10 protein-coding genes and 4 pseudogenes are annotated in these 17,563 nt (G+C 42.0%); 3 read left to right on the top strand and 11 right to left on the bottom strand.

Annotation, left to right across the window (positions count from 1 at the left end):
- Positions 1-2: 2 nt before the first annotated feature.
- The 3 genes from GKR74_RS00140 to GKR74_RS00130 all read right to left on the bottom strand — a co-directional run bounded on the left by GKR74_RS00140 (position 3) and on the right by GKR74_RS00130 (position 3,934).
- Positions 3-740 carry a fimbria/pilus periplasmic chaperone gene (locus GKR74_RS00140; protein ID WP_154602005.1) on the bottom strand — a complete coding sequence of 246 codons (738 nt, stop codon included), beginning with the start codon at positions 738-740 and terminating at the stop codon, positions 3-5.
- Between the two features lie 33 nt (positions 741-773).
- Positions 774-3,254 carry a fimbria/pilus outer membrane usher protein gene (locus GKR74_RS00135; RefSeq protein ID WP_230086667.1) on the bottom strand — a complete coding sequence of 827 codons (2,481 nt, stop codon included), beginning with the start codon at positions 3,252-3,254 and terminating at the stop codon, positions 774-776.
- 101 nt (positions 3,255-3,355) lie between these two features.
- Complete coding sequence (locus GKR74_RS00130) at positions 3,356-3,934, bottom strand: fimbrial protein (protein ID WP_154602003.1); 579 nt, start codon at positions 3,932-3,934, stop codon at positions 3,356-3,358.
- Between the two features lie 965 nt (positions 3,935-4,899).
- Here GKR74_RS00130 and zur point away from each other — a divergent pair.
- A pseudogene (gene zur, locus GKR74_RS00125) lies at positions 4,900-5,406 on the top strand (zinc uptake transcriptional repressor Zur); the annotation flags it as partial.
- A gap of 157 nt (positions 5,407-5,563) precedes the next feature.
- Here zur and lexA read toward each other — a convergent pair.
- Both lexA and GKR74_RS00115 read right to left on the bottom strand, forming a co-directional pair.
- Positions 5,564-6,178 (bottom strand): annotated as a pseudogene (gene lexA, locus GKR74_RS00120) (transcriptional repressor LexA); the annotation flags it as partial.
- 137 nt (positions 6,179-6,315) lie between these two features.
- Entirely contained in the window at positions 6,316-6,690 is a 375-nt protein-coding gene (locus tag GKR74_RS00115; protein ID WP_154602001.1) for a diacylglycerol kinase, read from the bottom strand.
- A gap of 124 nt (positions 6,691-6,814) precedes the next feature.
- On the opposite strand from GKR74_RS00115, the gene plsB reads away from it, so the two are divergent.
- Positions 6,815-9,319 (top strand): glycerol-3-phosphate 1-O-acyltransferase PlsB, encoded by a 2,505-nt coding sequence (gene plsB, locus GKR74_RS00110; protein WP_154602000.1) that lies wholly within the window; start codon positions 6,815-6,817, stop codon positions 9,317-9,319.
- Positions 9,320-9,397: 78 nt separating this feature from the next.
- Here the strand turns inward: plsB and ubiA are convergent, their stop codons facing one another.
- The 3 genes from ubiA to pgi form a co-directional block, all read right to left on the bottom strand.
- Positions 9,398-10,252 (bottom strand): 4-hydroxybenzoate octaprenyltransferase, encoded by an 855-nt coding sequence (gene ubiA, locus GKR74_RS00105; RefSeq protein WP_036955408.1) that lies wholly within the window; start codon positions 10,250-10,252, stop codon positions 9,398-9,400.
- 74 nt (positions 10,253-10,326) lie between these two features.
- Positions 10,327-10,830, bottom strand: coding sequence for a chorismate lyase (gene ubiC / locus GKR74_RS00100; RefSeq protein ID WP_154601999.1), 504 nt, complete (start codon positions 10,828-10,830; stop codon positions 10,327-10,329).
- Between the two features lie 305 nt (positions 10,831-11,135).
- Positions 11,136-12,782, bottom strand: a complete 1,647-nt coding sequence (gene pgi / locus GKR74_RS00095) for a glucose-6-phosphate isomerase (RefSeq protein ID WP_154601998.1) — start codon at positions 12,780-12,782, stop codon at positions 11,136-11,138.
- Between the two features lie 374 nt (positions 12,783-13,156).
- Between pgi and lysC the strand changes: the two are divergent.
- Positions 13,157-14,527 (top strand): annotated as a pseudogene (gene lysC / locus GKR74_RS00090) (lysine-sensitive aspartokinase 3).
- An 88-nt stretch (positions 14,528-14,615) separates the two neighbouring features.
- Here lysC and GKR74_RS00085 read toward each other — a convergent pair.
- From GKR74_RS00085 to GKR74_RS00075, 3 genes and pseudogenes are all read right to left on the bottom strand, one after another.
- Positions 14,616-14,861 (bottom strand): hypothetical protein, encoded by a 246-nt coding sequence (locus GKR74_RS00085; RefSeq protein ID WP_154601996.1) that lies wholly within the window; start codon positions 14,859-14,861, stop codon positions 14,616-14,618.
- 308 nt (positions 14,862-15,169) lie between these two features.
- Positions 15,170-16,768, bottom strand: a pseudogene (locus GKR74_RS00080) (tetratricopeptide repeat protein).
- A 195-nt stretch (positions 16,769-16,963) separates the two neighbouring features.
- Entirely contained in the window at positions 16,964-17,551 is a 588-nt protein-coding gene (locus tag GKR74_RS00075) for a hypothetical protein (RefSeq protein ID WP_154601994.1), read from the bottom strand.
- Positions 17,552-17,563 lie beyond the last annotated feature (12 nt).

The following is a 17,563-nucleotide window of genomic DNA, read 5'->3' as shown; positions in this document are numbered from 1 at the left end:
CCTTATTTTCTAGGTACGACAGAACACTCAACCGCGCTGCAGTTAAATTTCAAGTCAATCGTACCGCCAAAATCGTTGAGATATACTAAGGTTGGTGATGTCCCGATATCCCCTGTATTTTTTCCTAAGCTAGTTTCACCACGTGGTGGAACCATAATAGGTTCAAAATCGGCAACTTCTGTCTTACCTTTGCTGAATTTAGTGACTGATAAGAAGTAAGGGGTTGGGTTTTTAACGACATATCCACCACCCTGTTTTACCAGTTTTATATCGTTTTCTTGAGGAATAGTTTCCATTCTTTCTTTCGTCGCAATCGCAGCTGGACGATAGAACAATTTAATTTTTGTTTGTAACGCAATTTGTAATACGTTGGCTTTCTCACTGCGTGGTGGTATTTCTCGCACGTTTAGGTAATAAACGCTTTCCTGATCTTTCGGTAATTTAGCGATAGCAGGCACAGACTGAATTTTAATTTGGCTTTTTGAATCCGCTTCAAGTCGGTGGACTGGTGGCGTCACAATAAAGGGAGAATTTACTTTTTCATCTTTATCGTTTTCTATCCATGCTTGCGCCAAATAAGGGCTGGTTTTGTGTTCATTACTTAAACCTACGCTCACTGATTTATCGCCCTCGTTGTAAATCACACGAGTTCTATCAATAGCAATGGCTGCATAAGCTGATTGAGCCAGTAATGAGGCGCTTAAAATAGCGACCGCATTGCGTTTAGTTAATAAATTCATATTTTCACCGTTGACGTTAAAATTTTTTTTTAATTATTTACATGGCAATAAAACATCATGCTCCATGTTGCTATCTAATTTTTCAGGCAGTTGAATATGACATGACGTATCATCACCCCACACCACATCCAGCGACTCTGATGGGTTAACACCCGCTAAGTAAACAAAACCTTTATCTGAAATAATTCCAACTTCTACTTTCTTCGCATTTTTCACTGAAGCCCCAAATGGTGGATAGCTTCCATCAGCCAAGCTGATAATTCCCATTAATTTTTCACCCGTGATGACATTGAATTTACGGTAACCAATGGCACCTTCTGTCAGGGTTGCATACTGTGTGGATTGCAGCGCTTCTGCATTATCCGGCACATTTTTCAGATCAATATTTAAGTTGTTACGGTTGTAGTCCATCACACTGGTGACCACCGCTTTACCGTAACGGTTAGTTTTTATTGGTGTTACTCCATTTAAGATGGGTACATCTGCGACACCATTAGTATCGACTAATATTCTGGATCCGCCACGAACTGAGTTATTACGGTGTATCGCGCCACCTTCAGGTGTCATCGTCATACCGCCTTTTAACTGCATAGAAACGGCGGTTTGGTTATCCTGAATATAGGTACCACTCAAATTCAGCTGGCTTCTATCGCCATCGTAACTATATGTACCCGCGGTCGTGACTTTATCTTTATCCCAGTTACCTGCAGACACAGAGTAAGAAGAGCGATTATCAATTCGGCTATAATAGTTAACGTTATTGGAGTTATTCCCCCCAGAAAAGGAACTGGAATAACTTATGCTCGACTCATTTTTATTTAATGGGATCATGAGGTTTAAATAAACGCCATCATCATCACGGTCACGTGATTTCGTTTTATACGCCGTTAAACTCAGGCTGATATTTTTTACTTTGCCAATATCAAAATAGTTTGAAAGCGTAAAGTTATACTGGTTGGTTGATGCTCTATTCCAATAGGTTTGGTGCGAATAGTTCAAATACATATTGGCGTTATAATCCGGGAACGCCGTACCAAAGATAATGGTATAAAGTTCTTTACCACTATCGACCTTATCGCCTTTATAGCGACGGTCAATAAACTGGCTCATTGACATATAATTTCGTTCGGAGAATCGATAACCCGCAAACGTAATCTGACTGTTAATTTCATCAAACTGCTTAGAATACGTTAGGTTATAAGAGTTACCGGTTAACGTTTCATTGTCATCCAGTCGCCCCATTTGCGCGCGAGAAATGTTGATGTTTCCTGATAACACACCAAATGGTGCAAAGTCACGACCTAAACCAAATGCAACGTTTTGATATTCAGATGATGCCTGTAAACCACCATAAACCGTGATATTGTTTGTTGCCCCCCAAGAGAGCGATCCCATGCTAAATGCAGGGCCTTGAGTATCATGGTCATCTTTAGTCGGTTTACCCATCACAAATTGATAAATCAGCTGACCAGGGCGTGTCAACGTACCCAATCGAGAGGTTTCCACTCGATAGCTACTTGTTGTGCCATCCTGTTCCTGGATCACCACATCCAGCGTACCACCACCGAATGAGTTCACATCCTGAATACGGAATGGACCAGGGCTAACTTCTGTTTGATAAATAATACGGCCATCTTGTTTTACCATGACTGTCGCATTCGTTTTTGCAACACCCGCAATTTCAGGCGCATAGCCTTGTAAGCGAGGTGGCAACATGGATTCGTTAGTTTCTAAACTCGCACCAAGATAACGAATACTGTCAAACAGGTTTGACGCTAAATATTGCTCCCCGATCGTCAAACGCGCACTCAGTGAACGAATGGCTCTATAGGCGTATAATTGGTTCCAAGACCATGATTTACTGCCTTTATTCAGCTCACCGTTTTGAGTTTGCCAATCGGCACGCAAACGCCATGCACCGAAGTTTGCCCCCATTGTCCCTGTGGCCGTCAGACCTGATTTCGTTCCTTTATCGCCGGTTTGTTTATTAACAACGCGTCCTGTCGCGTTATAGTCAATAAATGCACCCATGATCCCGTCATCCCAACGAGATGGTGGGTCCCAATCAGGGTCTGAGTACTCCATGTAGGCCTGAGGAATATTGAACTGTACAACGTTCTTTGCCAAATCTCCTTGAATGGTCATATCCGGAACTGAGCGAATATCCAAACATTTTCCATCATCTAGCCATTTGACTTGGCTATTCCACTCCTTTTTTAATCCCAATAATGCATAAATTTCAGGCGTGATACATGCCAACGAAACTTTGTCGTCGTAATTAGGATTAAAAAAGGTAATAGGTTGTTCCATAGAAACTTTAGCGCGGTTAACTTCAATCGCTAAAGAGTAATCCCCAGGAGGGACATAATTGGCGTGAGAGAACTTACTGAAGTCGACGTTTTCTTTACCTTCAGAATCAATGAAGTCGGTGTTAAAATCAACGGCCTCTTCAGAGAATGCAACCATTGGCGTTAACATTAAAAGCATTAATTTTGTAATTAGATTTAGCTTCATGCTTTTCATTAACTATGCGCCTATACAAACAAATACAGTGAAGACGATATAAGAAATATGGCGTATGACTACGCCATATTGTTCTCTATAGAAACTGACTATTATTGGTAAACAATTTTGAAGTTAGCTACAGTGTCAAAACGACCTGTAGTAGCTTTTTGAGTTGGATCTTCGTTACCTTTAACGTACGCTGCGAAGTGCAGAGTAGTTTGTGAGCCGTCACCATTGCTTAACGCGTAGCCGTCACCAGTACCTGGGAATGCTTTACCGAATTCAACGATTTTGTCAGCGCCGTTAGTGATTACGATACCTGCGTTTTTAACTTTACCGCCTAAGCCCAGTAAGTCACCAGTGAAGCCTTGGAAACCGTTTACTGTAGAACCAGTAAATGTGATTTTTGCGTTTTTGTAAGTTTCAGTAGAGCAGTTTTTCAGAACGATATCGAACGCTTTGCTGTCTGAACGGAATTGATTAGAAGTCAGTTCGTGTAACGCGATTTCGCCGAATTCAACTAATTGCTTCAGGTTGTCAGCATCGATTGAACATGGAACGTCGTTAATGAAACCAGTAAAACGGATTTCACCTTGTGAGCTTTCTACTGGATCAGCAGCTAAAGCAGCACCAGAAACGCCAACACCTAAACCTAAAGCTAGAGTTAATGCTAATTTATTCAGTTTCATAAAAGTTTTCCTTTAAATGAGTAGGAACTGCTATTTCTCTTTTTCTCTTTCCTGTTTTCACTGATGCAAAATCAAGTCTATTTACTTAAGCAGTGCATCCTTGAAAATTCCTCTAGCTTTCCTACTTGATGAATTTCATTCAGGTTAGAGATTTTTTTATATAAACGAGATCCATCTCATTTATGTGATTTAAAAAACAGAACTCATTAAGCCAACATTCTCACTTCTAAATTAATTATTGAGTCATTCATTAATTAATTAAAATTGATATAGAACACTAAATGAATCCTGATAACTACCTTGTGATATTTTCTGATGTCAATTCTACATACGTGACATATGTTGTCAAAAACCACCCAAATAAAGCGTTGACTTGGTTTTTTATATCGACAAAATGCAGATAAACAAGTTTTATTCACTGAATGATTACTTAAACCTGAAGAAATGATGAATTACTTAGAAAGATTTATATGAAGGCTTCATTTTGCATTTATAAAAATGTCTAAATATTGCAAAAAATCTATAAATATAAAAACCTATATTTATATTTATATACAACTTAATAAACCGTAAAGATGCAAATTTATTAGATTTAACATCTATTGAGTGTCTTTTTCCCACCAGTAATCGCTACATAAAAAACAAGGGGTAAGATAAGTCTTAATTAAAATCAACGTCAAATAGTAACAATGAATTTCAATAATTGTTTTTATTTGGTTAAAATTAACACTCAATGATTAACTAAAATGCAGCAATTAATGATTTATTTAAAATAAAAAAAGCCACATTTTAAATAAGATATTCATTCTTTATTAACGTTGACTTTATTAAAGTTAAAATTGCGTATTCAATTTAGTAAAAAACTGTTTATTTCATCACCATCATTTCAAACACAACAGAAATGGAAGTTATGGTAAACTAAACAGTAATAAAAACTTGAAGCTATCCAGGTGGGGCCAAACAAGATGAAAACAATCAGTGAAGACATGCTGCTTACGACGGCCGAACGTATTTGTCAGTCTCGAGGCGTGCGTTTGACCCCACAAAGAGAGACTGTTCTGCGGTTAATTGCGCAACAACACGGTGCGATCAGTGCTTATGATTTGCTAGATTTACTGCGTGAAATAGAGCCTCAGGCTAAACCTCCTACCGTTTATCGTGGTTTAGAGTTCCTCATGGAACAAGGGTTTATTCATAAAATTGAATCCACAAACAGCTATGTGGTTTGTCACCATGTCGATAATCCAAGCCATATTTCAGTGATGTTAATTTGTGATAATTGTGGCAATGTGACTGAAAGTGACTGCACAACCATCGAAAAAGCGATTAGTACGCTAGCCGAAGAAAATCATTTTCATCTCAGGCATACAGTGGTAGAAAACCATGGTTTATGCCAAAAATGTTTTGAGGTTTCCAATTGCCAAGATCATGAACACTGTGAACATGACCATCACAATACAGTCAGTTCAAAAAACACAGTCAGTTCAAAAAAGAAGTGATATAGAAGAAGAGATATACAGGAAGTAAAAGAAAGGGATCTATATAGCAACATGAAAAATGGCTATATAAAGAAAGACTATTCGGAAAAGAGATATTGAGTCTGCTGCCAGACTCAATCACTCATCATCAATGCCAATCACTGTTACGGATAACCCCAACAGCCAGACCTTCAATGGTAAAATTCTGTTCGCGCAAATCAACCACGATTGGTGCAAAATCAGCGTTTTCAGCAATAAGTTCAACGCGATTACCTTGTTGCTTAAAGCGTTTAACCGTGACTTCATCTTCGATACGCGCCACAACAATTTGCCCATTATGGACATTCTGCGTTTTATGTACCGCAAGTAGATCACCATCCATAATACCGATATCTTTCATCGACATACCATTTACGCGTAATAAAAAGTCCGCGTGTGGTTTAAATAACTCTGGGTCGACTTGATAATGGCTTTCAATATGCTCTTGTGCAAGCAATGGTTCGCCGGCAGCAACACGTCCAATCAGAGGAAGCCCTAAATCTTCGGATTCTTCTTCTAACAACAGACGAATGCCTCTGGAAGCTCCAGAAACAATTTCAATTACCCCTTTACGAGCTAAGGCTTTTAAATGTTCTTCTGCCGCATTAGGCGAACGAAAACCCAAACTTGCTGCTATCTCAGCGCGTGTTGGTGGCATGCCCGTTTGCGAAATGTGGTCACGCACCAGATCGTAAACTTGCTGTTGTCGAGCTGTCAGTGCTTTCATCCCGTTCCCCTGTTTGTTTATACAGTCAGACTGTGAGTATATACAGGTAAATGGGTATTGGGAACTGTTAAATTAGCCAAAATCTGCATTTGTTGATGAATTTCTGGCTTTTTATCGCTTTTACTGTTTTTAGCCAACTAAACCGCAAAATAACGCGCCCATAAAACGGTTCCCCAGATAAACAGAGCCAATCCTATCGTGACGAACACAGCTGCGGAGCCGATATCTTTCGCTCGTCCAGATAATTCATGGTATTCACTGCCAATACGGTCAACAACCGCCTCAATCGCACTGTTAATTAACTCAACAATAGCGACTAAAACCACTGATCCAATCAACAAAATTCTGTCAATTTGGCTAATATCCAAGTAAAAAGCTATAATTATCGCAATGATAGCAGCAACCGCTTCTTGACGAAATGCAGCTTCATTTACCCATGCTGCTTTTAAACCTTTAAGGGAGTATCCAGCCGCTTTGATGACCCGAGTGAGTCCCTTAGTTTGACTTGCCATATTTTTTCCTTAATTTCTAAACAATAATCAACTTTTGCAGTCAAAGTGAATTATCGATAACAGATCTAAACATTGCTTTCTGATATGATTGCGCAGCATTACTAACAAGAGGCTATAATCATTTATGTCACTATGGCGTAAAATATATTACAACACGTTGAATTTACCACTGAAATTATTGGTAAAAAGTAAACTAATCCCAACGGACCCGATAACAGAGTTGCAGCTTGACCCAAACAAGCCAACGCTGTATGTCTTGCCATATCACTCAAAGTCCGACCTGCTCACGCTTCGCCAACAATGCTTAGCGATTGGTTTACCTGATCCACTCGTGGATAACGACATCAATGGCACCAAGCTCCCAGCCTATGTGTTTATTGATGATGGCCCGCGCGTGTTCCGTTACTACTCCCCAGATCCACGTAAAGAGTCAGTAAAAATATTCCATGCGTATCTGGATTTGCATAAAAACAACCCAAATCTTGATATTCAAATGCTACCTGCATCCGTCATGTTTGGACGTGCGCCGGGTCGCGAAGGGCATAAGCCTGCCCCGCTGAAACTCTTAAATGGTGTGCAAAAATTCTTTGCAGTCCTGTGGTTAGGGCGCGATAGCTTTGTGCGTTTTTCTCCGAGCATTTCTCTTGGCCAGATGGCACAAGAGCATGGCACTGATACCATCATTGCCAATAAACTCGCTCGCGTAGCACGAATTCATTACTCTCGTCAGCGTTTGGCGGCTGTAGGGCCTAGATTACCAGCACGCTATGAGCTGTTTAATAAGCTGCTATCCTCTAAAGCCATTGAAAAAGCCGTTGAAGACGAAGCTCGCAGTAAAAAAATCCCATTACAAAAAGCCCAACAAAATGCCGTGGCGATGATGGAAGAGATTGCCGCCAACTTCTCTTATGAAGCAGTGCGACTGACTGACCGCGTACTAGGCTGGACATGGAACCGCTTATACCAAGGGATCAACGTTCAACATGCTGAGCGCGTTCGCCAGCTGGCGCAAGATGGCCACGAAATTGTGTATGTGCCCTCTCACCGTAGCCATATGGACTACCTGCTGCTTTCTTATGTGCTTTATCACCAAGGTCTGGTGCCACCACACATTGCAGCGGGTATTAACCTGAACTTTTGGCCAGCCGGTCCGATTTTCCGCCGTTTGGGCGCATTCTTTATTCGCCGTACGTTCAAAGGTAATAAGCTCTATTCCACTGTATTCCGCGAATACCTCAGTGAGCTATTTGCTCGCGGCTATTCCATTGAATACTTTGTGGAAGGCGGTCGTTCGCGTACAGGTCGCTTACTGGAACCGAAAACCGGTACCTTGTCGATGACCTTACAAGCGATGCTACGCGGAGACTCCCGCCCTATCACCATCGTCCCTATCTATATTGGTTACGAGCATGTGATGGAAGTGGGAACTTACGCAAAAGAGCTGCGTGGTGCTGAGAAAGAGAAAGAAGGCTTCTTCTCCATGGTGCGTGGTCTGCGCAAACTGCGTAATTTAGGCCAAGGCTATGTGAACTTTGGGCAACCAATTTCACTGACCCAATACTTAAATAACCGCGTACCAAATTGGCGTGAATCTATCGACCCGATTGAGCCACAACGACCAAGCTGGTTGAACCCAACCGTCAGCAGCTTAGCCGATAACATTATGGTGAATATCAATAATGCAGCAGCTGCCAACGCGATTAACTTATGTTCAACGGCATTGTTGGCTTCACGCCAGCGCTCACTCACCCGTGAACAGCTGCTTGAGCAAATCGAGTGCTATCTGCAGCTACTGCGCAATGTTCCTTACACTGCCGATGCAACCACGCCGAACAAAACGGCTGAAGAGCTGCTTGAACACGCTTTGCAGATGAATAAGTTTGAAGTCGAAAAAGACAGCATGGGGGATATTATTATTCTGCCACGCGAAAATGCCGTCTTAATGACCTATTACCGTAACAATATTCATCACTTACTGGTTCTGCCTTCGCTTATCGCCAGCATTGTGCTGCACCATGAGCGAATTAGCCGTGACGCAATCCACCAGCAAGTTGCGCTGATTTATCCATTCCTGAAAGCTGAGCTGTTTATGCGTTATGACGCAAACGCGCTCACGGAAACGGTGGATACATTGATTAATGAGCTGAACAGCCAACAACTGATCTGTGTGAAAGATGAGAATATGGTGGTGTTAAATCCTCGCCGTATCCGTCCTTTGCAGCTACTGGCCGCAGGTGTTCGTGAGACACTGCAACGCTACGCCATCACGCTGTCATTACTCAATGCAAGCCCAGAAGTCAGCCGCAATACGTTGGAAAAAGAGAGCCGCATGCTCGCACAGCGTCTGTCCGTTCTTCACGGTATTAACGCCCCTGAATTCTTTGATAAAGCCGTGTTCTCAACACTGGTCGACACACTCAAAGAAGAAGGCTACATCGATAATAACGAGAACGATATTTTCTCGACGAATGCGAAGAACTTGTACGCTGTGCTTGCACGCTTGATGTCACCGGAAATCCGTCTGACCATTGAGAGCGTTAGCCAAACTGAAGAACTTTCTGCACCAAAACCGGCACCGAAAAATACGCCGGAAAGTGCTGATGCAGACTCAGAAGCTCCGCAAGAGTAATCTCGCAAGTCAATGATATGCACCAACAAAAAAGGGTAATGCAGATGCATTACCCTTTTTCTTATCCCGTTTTAATGGTTAAAAATAGCTAATCACCATACCGATAAACAGAATAAAACCGACATAGTTATTATTCATAAACGCTTTAAAGCACGGCGCTCGTTCCCGGTTCACCATCAATTGCTGCTGATAAACAAACAGCGCAGCGGCTAGCACTAACGAACCATAATAAACCATGCCTAAGTTAGCCAATGAGCCAATCACCACCAGCAAGCCAACCATGACAATTTGTAGCAAACCAATAATCAGCTTGTCATATTGACCGAACAAAATCGCCGTCGATTTCACGCCAATTTTTAAATCATCGTTGCGGTCAACCATCGCATACTGGGTGTCATAAATCACTGACCAGATGATATTCACTAAAAACAGTAACCAACAAACTAATGGTAAGGACTCACTAACGGCTGAGAATCCCATCGGGATTGACCAGCCAAATGCAGCCCCCAATACGACTTGAGGTAAATGGCTCACGCGTTTTACAAACGGGTAGATCCACGCTAGCGCTAAGCCTGCGACCGATAACCAAATAGTCATGGTATTCAAACTCAATACCAATAAGAAAGAGAGCCCCACCAGCGCAGCAAATAGGATTTTTGCTTCTTTTTCCGTGACATCACCGCTAGGCAGTGGTCGATGTTTGGTTCTTTCTACGTGCCCATCGAAATTACGATCAGCAAAATCATTGATAACACAGCCTGCGGCACGCATTAAAAATACACCTGCCGTAAAGACAATCAGAATATGCAAACTTGGCGTGCCTTGGGCGGCAATCCACAGCGCCCAATAGGTTGGCCACAGTAATAACAGTGAGCCAATAGGTCTATCAATACGCATTAAACGGCTGTATGCATGCCATTTACTTAGCGCCATACTTCCCTCCACGTTGTCGTGCTCCTTTATGCTTCTATTTTACCCATAAACGTTATTTGAATTATGTTAGATAGTTATCTATATGCAGGTGATTCAGGTAAAAATATTTCGGTTAATAATAATGGTTTTTCGGACAATCTTAATAAGGAGCGGCGTACCCAGCGGTCAGCGCTGGATCCCATTTCAATATAATCTCGGGTTAGGTTTTCATGACTAAAAAGGTAGCGCCCTAATGGGACTCGCCCAATATCCACTAATTGTTTGTCATTATCGGTGAGCGTCTCTTCTGGGATCAGCGTTCTGCCAATCAACCAAGGGATATTATCCCCATACATAATCACTTCCCGTAGCCAATAACGCTCACTAATTGGTAAGCATTTTTGTTCGTCGGCGGTGAGCATATCCAGTGAGATATAGCGTTCTAAATAAGGTATTACTGTCACTTTCTGACTATGCTGCTCAAACCGCTTGGTCATCGACCCCTGCTCTTGCAACCAATCCAATACACTTTCAGGAACACTCTCGTCGCCCTCTTCTAACCAGTTTATCGGGTGAGAGGTAAAAATCGTTTCAGGCATTCAATCAAATTCCACCATAGTAATTATGGTTATCCCCTGATTGCTACTCAAGCGTGTTAACGTCTAGCGCGTTAAAGCCACAACCAGCATCGTTCATCTAAATTATTGGGCGATAGAATAGCACGTTGTTGTTGTGCAAGGTTAAAGATAGATAACAATTTATATAAAAAGTCGCTAATTCAACACAAATTGTAAAAATTTTGTGAAAAATATTTGATTTATAATGAGTTAGCTTAAAAATCGTATTTTATTAGGATACTAATAGCCTGCCAATCACAGGCTATTAGTCGCTTAAAAAAACGCCATTAACGCCAGTTTTTATAGCAATTAATCAGCCCGTTGGTGGAACTATCATGGCTCGCCACCGCTTGGCTATTTTCCAATTCAGGCAGAATACGGCTCGCTAATTGCTTACCTAACTCTACACCCCATTGGTCAAAGGTGAAAATATTCAAAATTGCACCTTGGGTGAAGATTTTATGCTCATACATAGCGATCAGCGCCCCTAATGAATACGGCGTGATCTCTTTAAGCAGAATAGAGTTAGTTGGGCGGTTACCTTCAAACACTTTGTAAGGTGCTACATATTCCATCTCTTCAACGGTTTTACCTTGCGCGGCAAATTCTGCATCCACCACTTCGCGGGTTTTACCGAAGGCTAGCGCTTCAGTCTGTGCGAAGAAGTTAGACAGCAATTTAGCGTGGTGATCCCCCAGCGGGTTGTGTGTCACTGCCGGCGCAATAAAGTCACATGGGATCATTTTTGTCCCTTGGTGAATCAACTGGTAAAACGCATGTTGCCCGTTAGTTCCTGGTTCACCCCAAATAATTGGACCTGTTTGGTAAGTGACTGCATTGCCATTACGGTCGATATATTTTCCGTTTGATTCCATATTGCCTTGTTGGAAATAGGCAGCAAAGCGATGCATGTATTGGTCGTATGGAAGAATCGCTTCAGTTTCTGAGCCAAAAAAGTTGTTGTACCAGATGCCGATCAGCGCTAATAAAACGGGGATATTGCTTTCTAGAGGCGTTTGCGTGAAGTGCTTATCCATTGCATGAGCACCGCTCAGTAATTGAACGAAATTCTCATAACCGATGGATAAAATGATAGACAAACCAATCGCTGACCACAGAGAGTAACGACCGCCAACCCAATCCCAGAATTCGAACATGTTATTGGTATCAATACCAAATTTTGCGACTTGCTCACTGTTCGTTGAGAGCGCCACAAAATGCTTCGCGATATGTTTTTCATCTTTGGCAAACGTCAATAACCACTCACGCGCTGAATGCGCATTAGTCATGGTTTCTTGCGTTGTGAAGGTTTTCGAAGCTATCAGGAATAACGTAGTTTCAGGATTGAGATCCTTCAATGTTTCTGCAATTTGAGTGCCATCAACGTTGGAAACAAAGTGCATATTTAAATGGTTTTTATAAGGACGTAGCGCCTCAGTTACCATAAATGGTCCCAGATCTGAGCCACCAATCCCAATGTTCACCACATCAGTAATGGCTTTACCTGTGTACCCTTTCCACTCGCCACTAATAATACGCGCGCTGAACTGCTGCATTTTTTCCAGCACTGCGTTCACTTCTGGCATCACATCTTTGCCATCCACCAGCACTGGGGTATTGTCGCGGTTACGTAATGCGGTATGCAGCACAGCACGGTCTTCAGTGCGGTTGATTTTCTCACCACTGAACAGACTTTTGATTGCATCTTCCAGTTGCGTTTCTTTGGCTAATGCCAAAAGTTTGTCCAATGTCTCTTGTGTAATACGGTTTTTGGAGAAATCCACTAAGATTTGGTCATCAAAAGTGGCTGAAAACTTGGTAAAGCGCTGTTCATCTTGTGCAAATAAGTCACGCATATGCACATTTTTCATGTCTGCAAAATGCTGCTCTAGCGCTCGCCATGCCGCCGTCTGGCTTGGATTGATACTTTTCATGGATAACACCTCCAAAACAATTTCAAATAATAATAGATTGTAACTCGCCGAGGACACGAAGCTTATCGGTTTTCTGCGTTCTCATAATCTGCTGTTGTTAGGTCTATTCTCCCAAACCTAACGCCAACTGTCATCTCATCCCCAAAAGGATTAAAAAAGAAAAGGTATTGGGAAAACCGATAATCATTTGCCCATCATTAGAATTACTGATTTACCTCGATTCATTATTGACGATACGTGCCAAAGTCGATAAATCTATTACTCCAACGTATTTCAAGCTGTTGATGTAGTGCCTCATTCGGCCAGCGCCGCAGGAATTATTTTGGGTTAATGCATTATTTAAAGATAGGCGGTTTAATTAAAGGGATTGGAAAATGAATACAGTAGCTGGCAGTAATCAGTTTGTTATCGCAAAATTCGGTGGCACAAGCGTCGCTAACTTCGACGCCATGAATAAAAGTGCAGACATCGTACTGGCAAATGATCAAGTTCGTGTGGTTGTGCTTTCCGCAAGTGCGGGGATCACCAACTTACTCATTGAACTCGCTGAAGGCTGTGACACTGATAAACGCAACGAGCTACTGCAAAGAGTCAAACAAACTCAATATGACATTATCGAACACCTGCAAACTGCGAACGTGATCCGCGAAGAAATCGACCGTCTACTTGAGAATATTGCCCATTTAGCCGATTCAGCCTCTCTGGCCACTTCCGATGCCTTAACGGACGAAATGGTCAGTCACGGCGAGATTATGTCCACATTACTGTTTGTGGAAGTGTTGCGTCAACGTGGAGCATCCTCACAGTGGTTTGATGTCCGTAAAGTGATGAGAACCAATGAAAGCTTTGGGCGCGCTGAGCCGGATCTTGAACAGCTACAAGTGCTCGCACAGCAGCAGTTACTTCCACGCTTAGCCGAGTCAATTGTTATCACTCAAGGGTTTATTGGTCGTGATGCCAAAGGGCGCACCACCACACTAGGACGCGGAGGAAGTGACTATACCGCGGCCTTACTGGCTGAAGTATTGAACCTATCCCGCGTGGATATTTGGACGGATGTACCTGGTATTTACACTACCGACCCTCGCGTGGTGCCGAATGCCCAAAAAATCGATGAAATCGCCTTTGATGAAGCGGCTGAAATGGCGACGTTCGGCGCCAAAATTCTGCATCCAGCCACGTTATTACCCGCAGTGCGTGCGGGGATCCCAGTATTCGTCGGTTCTAGTAAAGCGCCAGAAGCAGGCGGAACAATTGTCAGTGACCAAACGGAAAACCCACCGCAATTTAGAGCGCTCGCACTACGCCGCAAACAAACGTTACTGACGCTGCACAGTTTGAAAATGCTGCATGCGCGTGGTTTCCTAGCAGAGATTTTTACTATCTTGCTGCGCCATAATATTTCCGTGGATTTGATCACCACATCGGAAGTGAGTGTCGCACTGACATTAGATACAACGGGCTCAACAGGCACTAATGGTAGCTTACTAACTAATGCCTTAATGACCGAATTATCCGCGCTGTGCCGCGTAGAAGTGGAAGAAAACCTTGCTCTAGTGGCGATTATTGGCAACCAACTATCACAAGTGAACGGGCTCGGAAAACAGATTTTCGGCGCACTGGAATCCTTTAATATTCGCATGATCAGTTACGGTGCTAGCAGCCATAATATTTGTCTGCTTGTGCCGGGTAACGACGCGGAAGAGATTATTCGCACGCTGCACAATAATCTTTTTGAGTGATAGCGAATAGCTATTCATAATATGATAGCGAGCCAGAAACGATAACGGGCAATCTTTTGATTGCCCGTTTGACTTGCTAATAAAAATAAATTTAACGACTTAGGAAAGAAGTAATCAGCCCACTAAACGTCGACTCACCCGCAAAAGCATAGGTGCTTTTTAGCTCTTCTCCGCGAATATCCGCAAAGCGCGCTAACGCTAATTCTTTGCTATTCGCCTCTATCTCTTCAAACTGCTTCTGATAACCCGCACTCAGCAACTCTGACGCTTTTTGGGTTTCCTTCATCTCTAACGCAACAACTTCGTCGGATTTAATAAAAAAACAATAAGTGCTCATTTGACACCTCATTTTTTCATACTCAAAAAACAACTAAACTCGTTCTAATCTAATGGAGAGATTTACAACAAAGACTCAACAAAGAACCAGTTAATAAAACTATACTTCATTATTTAGCTAAATAAAAATAGCTTCCTAATTCACAAAGATTGATAAATTTTATGGTGTAGATATACGTAGTTTCTATTCAAAAGTAGATAAGAAAAAGTGCAATTAAAGTAATTCCTAAGAATATCAAAATGATATTTGTAAATATGATAAAAATCGAAATAGACATTGATGATTAAAAGCCAATAATATTAATAAGGTTATTGGCTTTCAAATAAAATGGAATGGATCTTTTTATTAACTCATTTTCTAGAAGGTAATGAATCTTTTACACTTTCTGTATATTGCAGCATATTCGCTTTTGCATTATGGTCTTTTTGCAATAATGCTAAGTTATTTTTTGCGGTCACATTACCCAATTTATCTGCACGCTCAAACCACATAATAGCGCGGAAAATATTTTTACTACCGCCTTCTCCTCGGGCATACATCACGCCGAGGTTATTTTGCGCATCACTGTTTTCTTTGAATGCCGCAGACTCCAAAAGCTCTCGTGCTTTTTGGCTATCTTGCTGAACTCCGGTTCCAGTCAGGTAGAAAATTGCTAACTGGTTTTTTGCGTCCATATTGTCTTCTTTCGTGACTTCCAGCCACTTCACAATCTGCTGGATCTCAACATCCTTCAACTGACCCGCCAGGTATAAATTCGCTAACTTTAATTGTGCATCGACAATATCTGAATCGGCTAATTCGATATACCACTGGGTCGCTTTGGCCATATCAGGCTTAACACCGCCAAGACCTTTTTCATAATACTCAGCCACTTTCATGGCGGCTTCAGCAGATTCATTATCCGCAGCCATTTGATACCACTTGAAGGCTTCGCTCAGGTCTTGCCCAACGCCATCGCCTGTCTCATACGCTTGCGCTAATGCATATTGAGCCGAAAATTCACCTTGGTTTGCCGCGCGTTTATACCAGTAAACGGCTTGGTAGTTATTTTGCTCAACGAGCGGGTGACCCTTGCTGTAAAAGTCCCCCATGTTTTTTTGTGCAACTGGGGAGCCCATATTCGCGGCTTGGCGATACAGGTAAATCGCCGTATCCTCATCTTTTTCCATACCTTCGCCATTTTCATACATCACGGCTAAGTTGTTCACGGCAGAGGCTACGCCATTACGTGCACTGCGCTCATACCATGTAAAAGCTTTATTGTAGTCAATATCACCACCAAGCCCATCATGGTAAAACAGCCCAATGGCAAACTGTGCATATTCTTGCTCTTGCTCTGCCGCTTCATAATACCAAGCGCGTGCTTGTTTATAGTCTTTTTCGACACCTAAACCGCGCTCAAATAAATAGCCCATCGCATATTGGCAATATGCATCGCCTTTTTCGGCGCATTTACGGTACCAGTTACCCGCTTGCTCATAATCCTTTTTGCGCTGTGCCAGCATACCGATGTAGTAATCACCATCATTACTATTTAAATCAGAAGCTTTCTTAAACCAGTAATAGGCTTTATTTTCATCAGCATCGAGAAAGTCTGTGCCATCCAAATACGCGACACCCACATCAATCATGGCATCAACTTTGCCCGCGTTAGCCTCTTTAATGCTACTTTGGAAATCGGTTGGAAGGTTGCTTGGCTCAGTTACTTCAAGGGCTTTAGGTAAAGGTTCAACTAAAGCAGAATCCGCCTGAGGCGTTAAAACTACAGGGGTGATATTTGGGGTAGAAGATTGATTAGCAGCCGCTTTGGTTGGCTGGTTATGAAACGAACCCGACTCTATTGGCTCTGCTTGCACATAAGGGGCACAGATAATGCAGAAACTAAATAAGAGAGAGGGTAATTTCATGACATTTACTCACAGCTTGGCATTGACCACTGCTATATAAGATATCATTCCCATACAAAAATCATAAGGACTATAAGCAGAAAATAACCAAATGAAGTGAATTTTTAAGAAAATAATTTGGGTGATTATCGTAATTGGTTACAAAACGAGCTAATCACCCTCTAATTAATAATTAAATTGTCTTAATGCGGAAAATTAATTAACGCGATATCCACCATGCTTACTGGCAAATAAATTAAACTTACCCCACTCAATTAAAATCAATTCCAATTTTTGATGACTAATTTTGCATAGCGTCGATATTTGGGAAACCACAAAATGGTTTTCACCCACTAATTCTTCTGAAAATACCTCAGCAATTAATTCACTCTCTTTCGCTGTAATTAACCAGCCATCATTGGTCGCAAATTTATGAACCGGAACCATACCTTCTTTGGTACTTTCTTTAGAGAGTAACTTATCTTCCGCTTGTTGGGCTTGATAAAACGCGTCGATTTCTTCTTGTGAAGGGATCGGCTCAACCCGCTCTTGGTTTTCCAAGAACAGATAAATTTCTTCTGCTCTTGCTGGCGTTAACTCGCTTCTTAACCAAATTTGGTTAAAGCAATGTTCCGTCAATGAATCTTCAGTATCCAATTTGTCCATGATTTGCAAAATACTCATCATGGCACTCACCGCATCTTCGCTCATCATAAACGTGTCTGGTGCGGCGCTATTTTGGATCTGATAAGGATAAACTACCGAGGACGGCAGTTTTCCTTCAATTATAAATTCATAGCTCATCATTTGCTCCCA

This window comes from Providencia sp. wls1914 (assembly GCF_009706645.1).
GTDB lineage: Bacteria > Pseudomonadota > Gammaproteobacteria > Enterobacterales > Enterobacteriaceae > Providencia > Providencia zhijiangensis.
Note: the sequence above shows the minus strand (reverse complement) of the source record. Positions and strands in the feature narration are given on the sequence as shown.

Bases quoted from the DNA above. Each gene is read 5' to 3' on its own strand.
- GKR74_RS00140 (WP_154602005.1), bottom strand. From the start codon at position 740: ATGAATTTATTAACTAAACGCAATGCGGTCGCTATTTTAAGCGCCTCA.
- GKR74_RS00135 (WP_230086667.1), bottom strand. From the start codon at position 3,254: ATGAAGCTAAATCTAATTACAAAATTAATGCTTTTAATGTTAACGCCA.
- GKR74_RS00130 (WP_154602003.1), bottom strand. From the start codon at position 3,934: ATGAAACTGAATAAATTAGCATTAACTCTAGCTTTAGGTTTAGGTGTT.
- GKR74_RS00115 (WP_154602001.1), bottom strand. From the start codon at position 6,690: ATGGCAAGTCAAACTAAGGGACTCACTCGGGTCATCAAAGCGGCTGGA.
- plsB (WP_154602000.1), top strand. From the start codon at position 6,815: ATGTCACTATGGCGTAAAATATATTACAACACGTTGAATTTACCACTG.
- ubiA (WP_036955408.1), bottom strand. From the start codon at position 10,252: ATGGCGCTAAGTAAATGGCATGCATACAGCCGTTTAATGCGTATTGAT.
- ubiC (WP_154601999.1), bottom strand. From the start codon at position 10,830: ATGCCTGAAACGATTTTTACCTCTCACCCGATAAACTGGTTAGAAGAG.
- pgi (WP_154601998.1), bottom strand. From the start codon at position 12,782: ATGAAAAGTATCAATCCAAGCCAGACGGCGGCATGGCGAGCGCTAGAG.
- GKR74_RS00085 (WP_154601996.1), bottom strand. From the start codon at position 14,861: ATGAGCACTTATTGTTTTTTTATTAAATCCGACGAAGTTGTTGCGTTA.
- GKR74_RS00075 (WP_154601994.1), bottom strand. From the start codon at position 17,551: ATGAGCTATGAATTTATAATTGAAGGAAAACTGCCGTCCTCGGTAGTT.